This window comes from Solibacillus sp. FSL W8-0474 (assembly GCF_038004065.1).
Classification (GTDB): Bacteria; Bacillota; Bacilli; order Bacillales_A; family Planococcaceae; genus Solibacillus; species Solibacillus faecavium.
In genome coordinates, this window is the sequence record NZ_JBBOQJ010000001.1 from 919,779 (window position 1) to 936,016 (window position 16,238).

At 37.5% G+C, this 16,238-nt stretch carries 18 protein-coding genes; all 18 read left to right on the forward strand.

The window, feature by feature from the left end; genetic code table 11:
* The first annotated feature begins 10 nt into the window (after positions 1-10).
* Complete coding sequence (locus tag NYE67_RS04495; protein ID WP_191698500.1) at positions 11-1,927, forward strand: penicillin-binding transpeptidase domain-containing protein; 1,917 nt, start codon at positions 11-13, stop codon at positions 1,925-1,927.
* Between the two features lie 141 nt (positions 1,928-2,068).
* Positions 2,069-3,043, forward strand: a complete 975-nt coding sequence (mraY, locus tag NYE67_RS04500; protein ID WP_191698499.1) for a phospho-N-acetylmuramoyl-pentapeptide-transferase — start codon at positions 2,069-2,071, stop codon at positions 3,041-3,043.
* Positions 3,040-4,392, forward strand: coding sequence for a UDP-N-acetylmuramoyl-L-alanine--D-glutamate ligase (gene murD / locus NYE67_RS04505; protein WP_340729314.1), 1,353 nt, complete (start codon positions 3,040-3,042; stop codon positions 4,390-4,392). The genes mraY and murD overlap by 4 nt, the downstream gene beginning before the upstream one ends.
* Before the next feature lie 45 nt (positions 4,393-4,437).
* Positions 4,438-5,493 (forward strand): putative lipid II flippase FtsW, encoded by a 1,056-nt coding sequence (ftsW, locus tag NYE67_RS04510; protein WP_445683381.1) that lies wholly within the window; start codon positions 4,438-4,440, stop codon positions 5,491-5,493.
* A gap of 7 nt (positions 5,494-5,500) precedes the next feature.
* Positions 5,501-6,352, forward strand: coding sequence for a cell division protein FtsQ/DivIB (locus NYE67_RS04515; protein ID WP_340730883.1), 852 nt, complete (start codon positions 5,501-5,503; stop codon positions 6,350-6,352).
* On the forward strand, positions 6,342-7,082 hold the full coding sequence (locus NYE67_RS04520; RefSeq protein ID WP_340729315.1) for a DUF881 domain-containing protein: 741 nt from the start codon (positions 6,342-6,344) through the stop codon (positions 7,080-7,082). Before NYE67_RS04515 ends, NYE67_RS04520 begins: the two co-directional genes overlap by 11 nt.
* 23 nt (positions 7,083-7,105) lie before the next feature.
* Positions 7,106-7,813 (forward strand): DUF881 domain-containing protein, encoded by a 708-nt coding sequence (locus tag NYE67_RS04525; protein ID WP_340729316.1) that lies wholly within the window; start codon positions 7,106-7,108, stop codon positions 7,811-7,813.
* 14 nt (positions 7,814-7,827) lie between these two features.
* Positions 7,828-8,181: a small basic family protein gene (locus NYE67_RS04530; protein WP_191698495.1), complete on the forward strand. Its 354-nt coding sequence runs from the start codon at positions 7,828-7,830 to the stop codon at positions 8,179-8,181.
* Between the two features lie 113 nt (positions 8,182-8,294).
* Positions 8,295-9,590, forward strand: a complete 1,296-nt coding sequence (ftsA, locus tag NYE67_RS04535) for a cell division protein FtsA (protein ID WP_191698494.1) — start codon at positions 8,295-8,297, stop codon at positions 9,588-9,590.
* Between the two features lie 40 nt (positions 9,591-9,630).
* The gene (gene ftsZ, locus NYE67_RS04540) at positions 9,631-10,788 is read left to right on the forward strand and encodes a cell division protein FtsZ (protein WP_340727159.1); all 1,158 of its coding nucleotides are present in this window, start codon (positions 9,631-9,633) and stop codon (positions 10,786-10,788) included.
* A 185-nt stretch (positions 10,789-10,973) separates the two neighbouring features.
* Positions 10,974-11,792, forward strand: coding sequence for a sigma-E processing peptidase SpoIIGA (locus NYE67_RS04545; protein ID WP_191698492.1), 819 nt, complete (start codon positions 10,974-10,976; stop codon positions 11,790-11,792).
* A gap of 16 nt (positions 11,793-11,808) precedes the next feature.
* Entirely contained in the window at positions 11,809-12,519 is a 711-nt protein-coding gene (sigE, locus tag NYE67_RS04550; RefSeq protein ID WP_191698491.1) for an RNA polymerase sporulation sigma factor SigE, read from the forward strand.
* A 90-nt stretch (positions 12,520-12,609) separates the two neighbouring features.
* Complete coding sequence (gene sigG / locus NYE67_RS04555) at positions 12,610-13,380, forward strand: RNA polymerase sporulation sigma factor SigG (RefSeq protein ID WP_340727160.1); 771 nt, start codon at positions 12,610-12,612, stop codon at positions 13,378-13,380.
* Between the two features lie 107 nt (positions 13,381-13,487).
* Positions 13,488-13,727: a PRC-barrel domain-containing protein gene (locus tag NYE67_RS04560; protein WP_191698489.1), complete on the forward strand. Its 240-nt coding sequence runs from the start codon at positions 13,488-13,490 to the stop codon at positions 13,725-13,727.
* 75 nt (positions 13,728-13,802) lie between these two features.
* On the forward strand, positions 13,803-14,471 hold the full coding sequence (locus NYE67_RS04565; protein WP_340729317.1) for a YggS family pyridoxal phosphate-dependent enzyme: 669 nt from the start codon (positions 13,803-13,805) through the stop codon (positions 14,469-14,471).
* Between the two features lie 12 nt (positions 14,472-14,483).
* Positions 14,484-15,020 (forward strand): cell division protein SepF, encoded by a 537-nt coding sequence (locus NYE67_RS04570; RefSeq protein WP_340729318.1) that lies wholly within the window; start codon positions 14,484-14,486, stop codon positions 15,018-15,020.
* A gap of 22 nt (positions 15,021-15,042) precedes the next feature.
* Positions 15,043-15,303: a YggT family protein gene (locus NYE67_RS04575; RefSeq protein WP_340729319.1), complete on the forward strand. Its 261-nt coding sequence runs from the start codon at positions 15,043-15,045 to the stop codon at positions 15,301-15,303.
* 140 nt (positions 15,304-15,443) lie between these two features.
* A complete protein-coding gene (locus tag NYE67_RS04580) occupies positions 15,444-16,232 on the forward strand; it encodes a YlmH family RNA-binding protein (protein WP_340729320.1) in 789 nt (262 codons plus the stop codon).
* The last annotated feature ends 6 nt before the right edge of the window (positions 16,233-16,238 follow it).

Below are 16,238 nucleotides of genomic sequence, written 5' to 3' on the forward strand. Positions count from 1 at the left end.
GTGTCATAATATGAAGTGGGTAACAACGAAATCAAAAAAACGCTTAACATGGATCGCCATCGCACTAGTAGTATACGGCGTGGCGATTTTTGTTAAGTTAGTGTCCGTTCAAGTGATTCAGTACGATAAGCTTTCGACAATGGCGAAAGAGAATTGGGACCGGGAAATTCCATTCCATGCGGAGCGAGGGAAAATTACCGATCGAAACGAAGAAGTCATCGTTTCGAATGAATTAGCGCCAACGTTGTACTTCATGCCATCGCAAAACGAAGATAAAGAATATGTAGCAGATGCCATTTCCAAAGTGCTGAACAAAGATCGTGCCAAAATTTTAAAAAGATTAGAGCAACGTATTTCTTTAGTGAAAATAGCACCGGAAGCAAAAAATATTTCATATGATCAAGCAGTGGCAATCCAACAAATGCAAATTCCAGGCTTGTACAGTGGAGTTGATTATGTGAGGTCCTATCCGCATGGGAACTTATTGGCGCGTTTTTTAGGTTTTACAGGTGTTGATAATCAAGGGCTAGCAGGAATTGAATACGAATATAATGAATTATTAAAAAGCTCGAATGCAGCAATTCGATTATTCACTGATGCAAAAGGAAATACGTTAGAACATGTAGATGACGAATGGAAAAACGGTAAGGATGGAGCAACAATCCAGCTGACAATTGATTTAAAACTCCAAAAAATTGTCGAACGGGAATTGTCGCAGGCAATGGTAGAATACGATGCTGATCAGGCGTTGGCTATTGCCATGAATCCGAACAGTGGGGAAATACTGGCACTTGCTTCTTTCCCGACGTATGATCCAACCAAGTTTTCAGAAGTGGACCCAAGTATATATAATCGTAATCTTCCAGTATTTATGTCGTATGAGCCAGGTTCAACGTTTAAAATCATTACTCTAAGTGCGGCTATTGAAGAAGGCGTTGTAGACATGGAACATGACCATTTTCATGACGCAGGCTATACGATGGTTGAAGGAGCACGTTTACGCTGCTGGAAACGTGAGGGACATAAAGACCAAACGTTTTACGAAGTTGTCCAAAACTCCTGTAACCCTGGATTTGTCGAGCTTGGTCAACGAATCGGCTCGGATAAATTACTCGATTATATCCATCGATTTGGATTTGGTAAAAAAACAGGTTCTAATATAGCAGGAGAATCTTCAGGAATACTGTTTTCAAAAGAGGCATTTGGTCCGGTAGAGCACGCTACTACGTCCTTTGGTCAAGGTGTTTCCGTAACGCCAATCCAACAAATGCAGGCTGTTGCAGCAGCTGTTAATGGCGGCACACTATATAAACCATATACTGTAGCGAAAATTTTAGATGGAAATACCAATGAAGTGATTATGGAACAGAAACCTGAAGTGAAAGCACAAGTAGTTAGTGAGGAAACATCGGAGAAAGTTCGTCATGCTTTAGAGCTAGTTGTAGCGAAAGGTTCCGGTCGTCAAGCTTTCCGGGATGGATTACGTATTGCAGGAAAAACTGGGACTGCCCAAAAGGTTGAGAATGGACGTTATAAGGATGGAGATTATATCGTTTCTTTCATCGGTTTTGCACCTGCGAATGATCCAGAAATTATTGTTTATGTAGCGGTAGATAACCCTAAAAGTTCATTGCAGTTTGGTAGTGTAATTGCTGCACCGATTGTCGGGCGTATTATCGAAGACGCGGCACCGCTGTACAATATAGAAAAGCAAGAGAATCAAATAGAAAGAAACTACGTTTGGGGCGATGAATTGACAGAGCGCATACCAAATTTTGTTGGGTTGACAAAGGAAAAGGTTATACCGAATTTGTATCCTTATAGAATTCAATGGCATGGAGAAGGAAATGAGATAATCGAGCAAGTTCCACCGCCTGATAGCCAAATTCTTCAAACCGACATTGTTCATTTATATTTAGGAAATTAAATTGGATTTCAGCCTTTTAAAATTCAGCTAAAACAACTATTATAGTGAGGGTTGTTTTTTCACAATAACATATCAGATACAAACCGTTGAAAAATCAAACGATCCATCATATCCAGACAGAAGTTTTAAAGGAGATATATTATGACATTATCAACAACATTGACCATACTTTTTTCATCATTTTTATTGACGGTCATTTTAGCACCAATGGGTATACCGCTTTTACGAAGATTGAAGTTCGGGCAAAGCATACGAGAAGAAGGACCTCAATCCCATATGAAAAAAGCTGGGACACCTACAATGGGTGGATTAATTTTCTTATTAGCTATTATAATTTCGACAATTGTTGTCGCAATAATTTTTGACTTATTTACAACACAAACGGTTGTACTATTACTTGTTTTAGTTGGATTTGGGGTAATTGGCTTTTTGGATGATGGATTAAAAGTTATTTTTAAACGTAATTTAGGCTTAACTTCACTACAAAAGTTAATTGGCCAAATCGCAATTGCGATCGCAGCATTTTTACTATTACGTTTAGGTTCTTTTGACACATCTGTAGGTATTCCATATACAGATATATCCATAGACCTAGGAATCTTGTATGTAGGTTTCTTAATTTTTTGGTTAGTAGGGTTTTCCAATGCAGTCAATCTAACAGATGGCTTAGACGGACTTGTATCAGGTACGGCTTCAATCGCGTTTGCAGCATTCGGTGTTATTGCACTGTTTAATGAGCAAGCCGATATTGCGCTATTTGCATTTGCTGTAACAGGTGCTCTGCTAGGATTTTTAATTTTCAATGCAAACCCGGCAAAAGTATTTATGGGAGATACAGGATCTCTGGCGCTTGGTGGTGCATTGGCAATGATTTCGGTATTAGTAAAGCAAGAGCTGTTGTTGTTATTAATCGGTCTTGTTTTCGTCATCGAAACATTGTCGGTTATTTTGCAAGTAGGAAGTTATAAACTTCGTAAAAAACGTATTTTTAAAATGAGTCCTATTCATCATCACTTTGAATTATCAGGATGGTCTGAATGGAAAGTAGTTATTGTATTTTGGTCGACTGGTTGTGTCGTAGCACTTATAGCAGTTTTAGCGGAGGCGTTATTATGATGGAGTATGAAGGATTGCAATCAAAAAAAGTACTAGTGTTAGGTTTAGCAAAAAGTGGAGTTGCGGCAGCTGAGCTACTTCATCAATTAGGAGCATTTGTAACAGTAAATGATGCAAAACCATTTGATGCAAATCCCGAGGCGCAAGAGCTATTATCAAAAGGAATTACGGTGATTTGCGGACGGCATCCAGAGGATTTGTTGGATGAAGGGTTTGAACTTGTCGTTAAAAATCCAGGTATTCCATATACAAATCCGATTATTGCAGATGCTATTGAAAAGGGTTTGCCAGTCATTACAGAAATGGAACTTGCTTATTTAGTAAGTGAAGCACCTTTCATCGGTATTACGGGTTCGAATGGTAAAACGACGACAACGACTTTACTTTATGAAATGTTAAAAGCTGGTCAGTTAAAGCCGTTAATTGCCGGGAATATCGGAACTGTGGCTTGTGGCGTTGCAGCAGAAGCAAGTGAGGATGAAGTTATTGTAACTGAATTATCCTCATTCCAATTAATGGGTACACGTACTTTCCGACCACGCATTGCCATTTTAACAAATCTTTATGAAGCCCATTTAGATTATCATGGGACATTTGAGGAATATGCAGAAGCTAAATTTGGTGTAACACGCAATCAAACGAGCGACGACTATTTTATTTATAATGCGGATCAGCAAATTGTTGCTGAATACGCAAGTAAGTCAAAAGCTCAACTAATACCTTTCACTACAAAAGGCCGGTCAGATCATGGCATTAGTGCAGATGAAAAAAATATTTACTGGTATGGAGAAGCGATATTAAGTCGTGAACAAATCGTTTTACCCGGTGATCATAATCTTGAAAATATATTATGTGCCGTTGCGGCCGCTAAGTTGCAAAACTGTCCGATTGAAGCGATTCAGGAAGTGCTTGCAACCTTTGCAGGTGTTCGCCACCGTACACAATTTGTACGAGAATGGCAAGGACGAAAAATTTATAATGATTCAAAGGCAACGAATGTACTCGCAACAAAAAGCGCTTTAGCTGCCTTTAACAGTCCAATTGTTTTGTTAGCCGGCGGATTGGATCGTGGGCATTCATTTGAAGAGCTTCGTAAGGAAATGACACGCGTAAAAGCAGTTGTCGCATTTGGGGAAACTGCACTTCGCTTAATTGAATTTGCAAAGTCATGTGGCATTACAAATATCGTACGTGCAATTGATGTAGAGGATGCAGTCGGTTACGGGGCAAAAATATCTGAGGAAGGTGACATCATTTTATTGTCACCTGCATGTGCAAGTTGGGATCAACATGCGAGCTTTGAAATTCGTGGCGACTTATTTATTGATCGTGTTATGAAACTTTCATAAGAAAGGATAGTTACACTGTCGCAAAAGTTACAACAATATTTTTTTATAAGTGCAATCGTTTTGTCGATTATAGGTATAGTCTTTATTTTTTCTGCTGGTACATATTGGGGTAATGTTCATTATACTGGACAAACCCCATTTTACCAAAAGCAGGCCATTTATTTTATTATTGCGCTATTTATTTGTATAGCAATGATGAAATGGGAATTATTAAGAAGTCAAAGAATATGGGGTATGCTCTATATTGTCTCGTTAGTGTTACTTGTTGCAGTAATGATTCCTGGTATCGGAATTGTTAGAAATGGCTCACAAAGCTGGATCGGCATAGGTCCATTAACTGTTCAACCTGCTGAGATTGCCAAAGTAACAACAATTATTTATATTAGCGCATTATTATCGCAGCGGAAATCATATGAACGAATTGTTCAATGGAAACATTTTATGATTTTAATGATTCCATCCGCACTTATTATGTTACAACCAGATTTTGGTGCTGTATTCATTTTAGTCGTCGTCGTTTTAATTGTGTTTTTTATTGCTCAATATCCGTTACGCCTATATGTCATTCTAATCAGTCTAGGAATGGCTGGATTGGTCGGGTTAATCATTGCCGCTCCGTACCGGCTAAAACGTATTGAGGCATTTATCAATCCATGGGCCGATCCTTTGGGCAGTGGATTCCAGGCAGTACAATCCTTATTTGCAATAGGACCTGCAGGATTATTTGGACATGGCTTATTAAAAAGCAGACAAAAGTATTTATATTTACCAGAACCGCAGAATGATTTTATTTTCGCAATTATTTTAGAGGAAATCGGACTTGTTGGTGGGATGGGACTACTGCTTATTTTTGCGTGCTTTTTAGTATTTGGCTATCGATTGGCTTTACAGTGTGATCATGTTTTTCACTTTTATGCAATATGCGGATTAACAACGATGATTGCTGTTCAGGCAGGTCTTAATATCGGGGTTGTCATAAATTTGTTACCCGTAACGGGTGTAACATTGCCATTTATAAGCTATGGAGGGACTTCGTTAGTCGTAATATGGGTTACCGTAGCGCTCATTTTGAATCTTTCAAATGATAAAAGAAAGGAGTAGACAGATGATGGAAAAGATAATCGATATTACAGAGCGCGTACCTACTATGAAAAAACGTAGAAGACGCCGTACAAATTTAAAATTTCTTGCATTAGTTACAGTATTTCTTTTCGTCATCATGATACTTCTTTATTTTCAATTACCTTATAGTGATATTAAAAAGATCAATATAAAGGGTGCACAGCTTAAAGAAGACACATTTTATATTGAACAGACGAATCTAAATGTTGATGATTCCTTATGGGGATTTAAAATTCCGGATGTGCAGCAAAAGATTGCTCAGCATGAATGGGTGAAATCTGTAGAGGTACGACGGAAGTTTTTAAATGAAGTTGAAATCACTGTCGAGGAATGGCAAAAAGTAGCCTATATATCAAAGGATGGGGAATTTTACCCCATGCTTGATAATGGGGTTGTTTTTAATGAACCCAATGCAATTGTTCCAATCGATGCGCCAATTTTTTTGAAATTTGAAGATGAGTCTTTACGAAAAAAGCTATTGAAGGAGCTTGCAAAATTGAAGCCTGAGGTATTGTCACTTATATCTCAAATCAATGCAAACCCTTCCGAAGCCGATCCCTATTCGATAACGCTTTATATGAATGATGGTTATGAAGTTCGGGCAGATGCGAATACTCTAGCCGAAAAGCTCAATTACTATCCGTCAATCGTTGCCCAAATCGAAAATGAGGAAGCATTTGAAAAAGGGGTTGTAGATATTGAAGTTGGTTCTTACTACAGACCTTTTTCAGATGAATATTCTTTAGTTGACAAAGATTCAGAAAACCTGGATCTAAATGATGAAGGCAGTGCTGAGACCGAAGAAGGGGGGCAACTGGAAGTAGAAAATGATGAATAGCGAAAACAACAACAGAAAACAACCTAAGAAAAAGTCATTATTGTTGTCTCGTAAATATATTGCTTTATTAATAGTATGTATAATAACCGGTTTTATAATCGGTTTTTCTTATAATTTATCAAAGGACAAGCGTACGTTAAGTTCTGCCTCTCCACAATTTGAGCAAGAAAATCAATATAGGGAAGATTTAATTGCAAAAAAGGAACGCAACAAAGAGTTGGCAGAGGAACTCGCGCAATTGGAAGATAAAATTCGTGCATATGAAAAGCAATTTTCCTCTAATGAGGCTCAATATGAACAAAATCGACAGGATGCAGAACAATTACGATTATTATTAGGATTATCGGCTGGAGTAGGACAAGGCATTAAAGTTACGCTTCGAGATGGTGATTATAATTCCAATACAACGAATCCAAATGAGTATATTGTTCACGAAAGTCACATATTTAAATTATTAAATGAACTAAAAATTGCTGGGGCTGAGGCCATTTCAATAAACGGACAGCGGTTAAAACCGAATTCGTATATTATTTGTAACGGACCAGTTATTACGGTTGATGGGCAACAGTATCCAGCACCATTTGTAGTAGAAGCAGTAGGTAACCAAGAGGTGTTAGTCTCCTCATTGGAATTGTCAGGTGGGGTATTTGACCAGTTGATCAATGAACAAATTGTCGTGACTGTAGAAAAAAGCGACTTAATAGAAATGAAAACTATCAGCGATGAGTAAGGCATAATATCGGAGGGAAGATGATGACGAAAAAAATGTACCGTAATATTACGATGATCTCGTTCATCATTGGCTTTATGCTGGCGGTGCAATACAACACTGTTCAAAGCCCGGCTGAACGTAACACAGTAGATATATGGGAAATACGTCAACAACTTTCAGTGGAACAGGAGCGGCATTCAGAGCTTCTAACAGCAATTAGCGACCTGTCTGAAACAGTAAGTAAATATGAAGATGCGGAATTTAATAATCCTGAAATTCTATTAGAACAAACAGTAAATAATTTAAAAGAGCGTGCAGGTATTTTACCAATAAGCGGACCAGGTTTGACATTGAGCATCGAACCTTCACAGGAGCTAATGGACTTTGGTTATGAAATCAAGCCTGTATCCCCTGAATTATTAATTCGCCTTGTTAACGATTTATACCGCAGTAATGCACATGCAATTGAAATTGATGACAAAAGGTTGACCTATAATACCGCCATTCGTGATATTAACGGACAAACAACTATAAATAGTGAGCCAATAGGGGAAACTAATATAGAAATAAATGTGATAACACCTACTTATGAGCAAGCTGAAAAGTTAAAAAATCATTTATTGGCTTCTTCATTTCAGGATGAATTCTATATCGACAATCTTGTATTGACAATTCATGAAGCAGAAAAAAATGTACGAATAAACTCAGTCGTAACCGTGCAAAAAAGTAATTATTTAACTGAGAAATAGAAGGGGATGCGAATATGTGGTTACCACTTTTAGGACTTATATTTGGTGTGGTATTGGGTATTTTAACAGATATTCAAATTCCATCTGTCTATGAAAACTATTTATCAATTGCTGTACTAGCTGCTCTCGATACAATGGTCGGCGGAATTCGCGCACAACTACAACAAGTATATGACGATAAAGTATTTATTTCAGGGTTTTTCTTTAATATAATTTTAGCAGCAGGATTGGCTTTTTTAGGAGTTCATATAGGTGTAGATTTGTATTTAGCTGCAATTTTTGCCTTTGGAGTACGACTATTTCAGAATATTGCAGTAATTCGTAGGCTGATTTTGACAAAATTTGAAAATAGAAAACATAATAAGTAGGAAAACTCATAACAATCACGTTAAAATATCATTACAATTTATCGTTTTACTTAGACAATCATGTAAATTTACAATAGAATAAACTATAGGAGTAATCGAAGGAGGTGCAGAAGTTGAATCATCAAGAAATATATGTCTCGCTCGATATTGGATCCTCTTCTATAAAGGTCCTAATCGGAGAAATGAACGATGATCAATTGCACGTAATTGGTGTAGGTCATGTGAAATCAACTGGTATAAGAAAAGGTGCAATTGTTGATATAGATGCAACTGTACAATCGATAAAAAAAGCTGTGGACCAAGCAGAACGAATGACTGGTATAAAAATAGAGGAAGTAGTGCTCGGTGTACCAGCAAATCAAACTATCTTACAGCCTGTAAAGGGAGTAGTGGCGGTAAATGGTGAAGACCGTGAAATTACGGATGATGATTTGGCACGGGTAATTGACTCTGCACAAGTTATGTCGATTCCACCAGAGCGAGAGCTAGTAAACTTAATTCCTAAACAATTTATAGTAGATAACTTGGATGAAATTAAGGATCCACGCGGAATGATTGGTATTCGCTTAGAGATGGATGCAACGATGATTACAACCTCAAAGACGCTTGTACATAATGTATTAAGATGTGTAGAACGTGCAGGTTTGCAAATTCGTGAAATTTATTTACAACCATTGGCAGCAGGTAACTTTGCGCTGACGGAAGACGAAAAAAACCAAGGGACGGCTTATATAGATTTAGGTGGTGGCTCCACAACGGTTGCTGTATTCCAGGATGGTTTACTGAAGAATACGGCAGTTATACCGGTCGGTGGAGATCATATTACAAAAGATTTATCGATTGTACTAAAAACACCTACTGAACAAGCTGAAAAAATTAAAAAGCAGTATGGACATGCTTTTTATGATGATGCTTCCGATGAGCAACTATTTGATGTACCTGTTGTTGGAACAGATACAACAGATCAATATAGCCAACGCTATATCTCGGAAATTATCGGTGTACGTTTAGAAGAGTTATTTGAATTAGTTTTAGATGAATTAGCTCGAATGGGTGTACAGGATTTACCTGGTGGTATAGTAATTTCTGGTGGAGTAGCACAGCTGGAGGGCATTGCCCAACTGGCACGTCAAATTATGCTGACGCGAGTTCGTATTTATACGCCTGATTATATCGGTGTTCGTGAACCAGCCTTTACAACTTCGGTTGGTTTAATACGATACGCAAATGCAGAAGACGATTTTTACGGAAGAAGTGAGCCGGTAGACCCTTCTTCATATGTAGCACCTTATCCTACTCAATCAACTCCTTCTAAAAAACAAGCAAATGGGCCGGAGAGAGTAGAAAGCGCAAATAAAGTAAGTGTGATTGATCGCGCAAAAAACCTATTAAACAAATTTTTCGATTAATACGAAAATGAATGACGTGAACAATTAGGAGGAGAAGTGTATGTTAGAATTCGAAACGGATATGGACCAATTAGCCGTTATTAAAGTAATCGGCGTTGGTGGGGGCGGTAACAATGCTGTCAACCGCATGATAGAACATGGTGTACAAGGTGTAGATTTTATTGCTGTTAATACAGATGCACAAGCTTTAAATCTATCAAAAGCTGAATATAAATTACAGATTGGCGGAAAGTTAACGCGAGGACTTGGCGCAGGTGCCAATCCTGAAGTAGGGAAAAAAGCCGCTGAAGAAAGCCGTGAGCAGCTGGAAGAAGTATTACGCGGAGCAGATATGGTATTCGTAACTGCTGGAATGGGTGGAGGTACAGGTACAGGTGCAGCGCCGGTAATCGCTTCTATTGCACGTGATTTAGGTGCATTAACAGTAGGTGTTGTAACACGTCCATTCACATTTGAAGGCCGTAAACGTCAAACTCAGGCAATTGGCGGGATTACTTCGATGAAGGAAGCCGTTGATACATTAATCGTTATACCAAATGATAAATTATTACAAATTGTTGATAAATCAACACCGATGCTGGAAGCCTTCCGTGAGGCAGATAATGTATTGCGTCAAGGTGTACAAGGTATTTCGGATTTAATCGCTACACCTGGTTTAATCAACCTGGACTTTGCTGACGTAAAAACAATCATGTCTGATAAAGGTTCAGCATTGATGGGTATTGGTATTGCTGCAGGTGAAAACCGTGCAGTAGAAGCAGCGAAAAAGGCTATTTCTTCTCCATTGCTTGAAACATCGATCGATGGGGCAAAAGGTGTTATTATGAACATCACAGGTGGAACGAACTTAAGTTTATTTGAAGTTCAGGAAGCAGCAGATATCGTACAATTAGCTTCAGATGAAGAGGTTAATATGATTTTCGGTTCTGTTATTAATGACAACTTAAATGATGAAATAATTGTTACTGTAATCGCAACAGGGTTCTCTGACGACTTTATTGTCCAAAAACCACAGCCTGTGCGTCCGTCAATTGGAGCGCGCCAACAAGCTGCGACACAACAGCAACCTTCACGTATGCAAGAACCGGTACAACAGGAAGCGCCGCGTCAACAGCAGCAACAACAACAGCAATCAAACTATCAACAGGATGATGCGCTGGATATTCCGACGTTTTTACGTAATCGTCGCAATCGCTAATTATCAATCCAATATACAATATAAAAGCTAGTTTAACGTTTCGAAATGGAAACGTTAAGCTGGCTTTTTTTGTCGAATGCTTTTGAATGAAGTAATACTATGTCATACGATTATTGGGTTTTACTGCAACGGTTAGACAAAAATCTCGCATTTGCTTTGATAATCTTGTTTTAGGAGGACAATACATGTATGCAGAATGGATTCTTTTAATGAACTTTTTAATGAATCTCGTATTACTAAAATTTACAGCAACTATGACTAACGCCATCATTCCAATTTGGAGATTAATTTTAGCAGCCTTTTGTAGTGCGATGATTGCTGTGTTATTTATGGGAAACATCTTTATGTTACTTGTAAGTTTCATCTTACTATTAGGTATTGCTTTTTCATTTAAATGGAAAATATTTTATGAGCAAGGCAAGTGGATATTGATTGCTACTTTGCTCGCTGGTGGATTATTAACAGCATTACAGCCATTTTTGCTTGCATCTCCATTTTTCGCATATATTTTTATATGTTTCGGCATAGTATGTATTAGTTTGACAGTAATGAGAAAAGGCTGGTTTCAAAAATTGCAGCAAGTTGCACAAAGTCGTTATGTGACAACTAGTAAAGTTGAATTACTGGATATGCAATTAGAGCTATTAACGTATATCGATACAGGGAATGAATGCACGGAACCTTTTAGCCAAGCACCCGTACATTTTATTTCATTTAAAACCGTTCAATCTATGTTATCCGAGGAATTTAACAAATGTTTGCTTGCATGGAACGAACAGGAGCCTTACTCATTGACAATGTTTTCAAAAGAGGTACAAAAACGAATACGTATAGTTCCGATTACCACGGTACAAAAAGGCACAGTACTTGTACCAGCTTTCCGTGCCTCGATTAGTGTTGGCGATAAAGCGTATTCAAACCACTATGTTGTTTTTACGAAAAATGATGCGCGCTTTCCGCAAAATGCCCAAATGATTGCACATGTGTTTGTCCTAACGAATTAATAAGGGAGGATCGATATTGCTTAAAAAAATTCAATCGATAATTTTAAACATACTGAGCTACTTTAGAAGAAAAAAAGGGACATACTATATAGGGGGACATGATTCATTGCCTATTCCATTAACTAGAGAAGAAGAAGTTGTCGTAGTCGAAGCCTTTATGAATGGTGACTTGCATGCCAGAGATATGTTAATTGAAAGAAATTTACGTTTAGTCGTTTATATTGCAAGACGTTTTGATAATACTAGCACACCGATAGAGGATTTAATTAGCATAGGTTCAATTGGGCTTATTAAGGCAATTGAAACATTTAATTTAGATAAAAATATAAAATTAGCCACATACGCATCACGCTGTATTGAAAATGAAATTTTAATGCATCTACGTAAGACGAGCCGTATGAAAGGCGAAGTTTCCTTTGATGAGCCGTTAAATGCTGATGCAGATGGCAATGAATTATTACTATCAGACATACTAGGTACTGAGGAACATATTATTACATTAGACGTAGAACGTAAAATTGAACGTCAGCACATGTTCAATGCCATTAATCAACTAACTCCAAGAGAAAAATACATTATGGAATGCCGTTTTGGATTAAACGGGAAGGACGAAATGACGCAAAAGGAAGTAGCAGATCATTTAGGCATATCGCAATCATATATCTCTAGATTAGAGAAAAAAATCATTTTAGATTTACGGGAATATTTAAACGAACCAATTGCATAAGATGGTTAATTTTGGCGCGCATAGCAATGGACAATTCGGACAAAATGATTGAAAAGACAAAAGACAATCAAGTTCGGAAGGTGAAGTTGTATGCGTACAAAAGTGGAATTATGTGGTGTAGATACATCAACATTACCAGTACTAAAGCCAGATGAAATGAAGGATTTATTTATCCGATTACAGCAAGGGGAATTGGTTGTTCGTGAGCAATTGGTATTTTGCAATCTACGGTTAGTGCTCAGCATTGTCGGTCGCTATGCATATCGTGGTGAACAGGCGGATGATTTATTTCAGGTAGGTTGCATTGGCTTAATGAAAGCAATTGATAATTTTGATTTAAAGCATAATGTCCGATTTTCGACATATGCTGTACCGATGATTATGGGAGAAATTCGCCGCCATTTAAGGGATCACCATGCATTGCGTGTTTCCAGATCACTGCGCGATATTGCATACAAAGCGATGAAAGCGAAGGAACAATTTATTGCAGAAAATTTAACAGAGCCTACTATCGAGCAATTAGCTCAGGCTATTGAGATGAAAAAAGAAGATGTTCTATTTGCACTGGATGCAATTCAGGACCCCATGTCATTGCAGGAGCCTATTTATTCTGATGGCGGTGATGCTATATTTATGATTGATCAGATCAAAGATAAAGTAACAGAGGAACATTGGGTCGGTTCAATCTCACTGCAAGAAAGCATGAAAAAATTAAATAGTAGACAAAAAATGATTATAGAAAAACGCTTTTTCTTAGGCGAAACACAAACTGAAATTGCTCAATCTCTAGGTATTTCACAGGCACAGATTTCAAGATTGGAAAAAAGTGCAGTAGAAATGATGAAACGTGATTTTCGTTAAATAGATAGAAATGATGAAGGACTGTCCAACTTGTAGGGCTGTCCTTTTATTCTATATTCACATACTTATTCGAAATGTAATTTAAATTTCAAAGAGAGGATGGAGGAATGCGTTTTTCAACCGTTCAGGAGAAGGAAATTATTGAAGCGACAAGCGGAAAATTTATAGGTTATATTGTGGACGCAGAAGTAGATGAAAAGGAAGGGGTCATCACGGCTTTTATAATATCTCCACCAAAAAAGTTTTACCATTTATTTCAAGGGGAAGAGTTAGTGAAGAAGATTGCTTTTAGTCATATACTCACAGTTGGAAAAGATGTTATATTAGTGAAATCATACGATGATTAGTTCACCCTATTCATTGAAAATTCCAGTGTGCCTTGATACAATGTAAGAAACTATTGTTGTAAAGTTGGGAAAAAAGTGGCGAAAATCGAAGAAAATCTATTAAATATTCAAAAACAAATAGTAAACGCTAAACAACGAGCAAATACAGATCAAACAGTAAACATTATCGCAGTGACAAAAGAAGTAGATATCGCTCGTACTAAAGAGGCTATAGAAGCTGGGCTAACAAACTTGGGAGAAAATCGCCCTGAAGGCTTAATGAATAAATTACAATCTATAAATTCAAATGTTTCCTGGCATTATATTGGCTCCCTGCAGACGAGAAAAGTAAAACAAGTCATTAATGATATCGACTATTTACATTCGCTTGATCGTTTAAGCTTAGCTGAGGAAATTGAGAAAAGAGCTACAAAAGCTGTGAAATGTTTTATACAGGTGAATGTTTCGGGAGAGGAATCGAAACATGGCTTAACGAAGCAGCAAGCGCTGGATTTTGTGAAGCAACTTGAGCAATTTTCAAAGATTATAGTAGTGGGTTTAATGACAATGGCTCCTTTTACAGAAGACGAAACCGTTATAAGACAAGTGTTTAAACAGTTAAAACAATTGCAACAGGAAATGTCACAATTGAACATACCAAATGTACCTTGTACTGAATTATCGATGGGCATGTCAAATGACTACGAAATTGCAGTTGAAGAAGGGGCGACATTTGTTAGGATTGGAACAGCTCTTGTTGGTTAAGGAGGGTTTAATGTGAGCATTAAAAACATTTTTGATAAATTCTTCTATTTAGAGGAATTGGAAGAAGAATATGATCAAGCTCAAACGCAAACATCGCAAAAACAAACACCAAAAGCTGTACACAGTGATTCACAGCAGTATTACCAGGATTCAGGGCACAAGCAACAACCACAACTCATTCAAAATCGAATGAAAAAGGAGCGTAAAATGCAACAGCAACCACCACGCAATGAAGTTGTTACGCAAAATCATAACAATGTTGTGAGTTTACAGGCTGCATCGTCATCAAAAAATTCAAAACTTGTTCTAATAGAGCCTAGAGTATATGCTGAAGCACAGGATATCGCAGAACATTTAAAGAACAAGCGCGCTACCGTAGTTAATTTACAGCGAATCGATCGTGACCAAGGGAAACGAATTATCGATTTTTTAAGCGGAACAGTGTATGCTTTAGGTGGAGATATTCAACGTATTGGAAATGATATTTTCTTATGTACACCAGAAAACGTAGAAGTATCAGGAGAAATTTCTAATTTAACGTTTGAGTAATTAAATTTTGTGAGGTAAAAAAATGATTATATTTTCAATTGTAAATACAGCATTTATTGTGTATCGCTTTATGCTGATTGGTTACATATTAATGTCTTGGATTCCAGCACTACAAGATTCAGCAGTTGGTCGTTTCCTTGAAACAGTATGTGAACCTTATCTAGGTTTTTTCCGTAAATTTATTCCGCCGATTGGTATGATTGATATTTCACCAATTGTAGGTTTATTTGCATTAGTATTCATTGAGCGTGGCGTTTATAGCGTACTAGCATTTTTCTTATAATATAATTGCAAGAACTCCTGCCAATGTAGGAGTTTTCTTTATTTTAATAAAGAAATATAAATTAATGTTTTACGAGAAGTTTATTTTAAAAGAAAAGTGGAAAAAATAGAAAGACATTCTATAAGAAAGTAGGCATAATGATGGAGCATTTAATACAACATTTCCGCAAAGATGAGCAACCATTTATTGAGCAGGTAATCGGTTGGCAACGTGAAGTAGAGGATCGTTACGCCCCAAAGCTGACTGATTTTTTAGATCCGCGACAACGTTTTATCGTGCAATCCATCATTCAGCAATCGGAAGATCTTCAAGTGTTTACAGAAGGAGTTTTTGAAGAGGCAGAGCGCAAGCGCATGTTGATTGCCCCTTCCTATTTACAGCCGGAAGAATCAGATTTTCAAATAGAAGTTTATTCGTTAAACTATCCATCAAAATTTGTGCAGCTCCGCCATCCTGATGTATTAGGTGCACTTTTGTCCATTGGCTTGGATCGTGGAAAGTTTGGGGATATACGACTTAGTGAAAATACAGTGCAATTTGCATTGGCAACAGAAATAGCTGATTATGTAAGAGCAAACTTATCGGGAATTGGCAAAGTAAAGGTGCATGCTGAAGTAGTAAACCCTGATACACCATATATTTTAAATGAGGAGCAATGGAGTGAAAGTTCACATACTGTGTCATCGATGCGTTTAGATGTTGTACTTGCAACAATTACCAATATTTCACGGCAAAAGTCGCAAAGTTTAATTCAGGCAGGCAAAGTAAAAGTAAATTGGACAGTGCGTGAAGCGGTCGCCTTCGAATTACAGGAAGGGGATATTATTTCTGCGCGCGGCTATGGACGCATGAAAGTCATCATGACAGAAGGGCGAACGAAAAAAGATAAAATACGTTTGCAAGTAGGACGTTTAGAGCAAAAAGTATAAATTTTC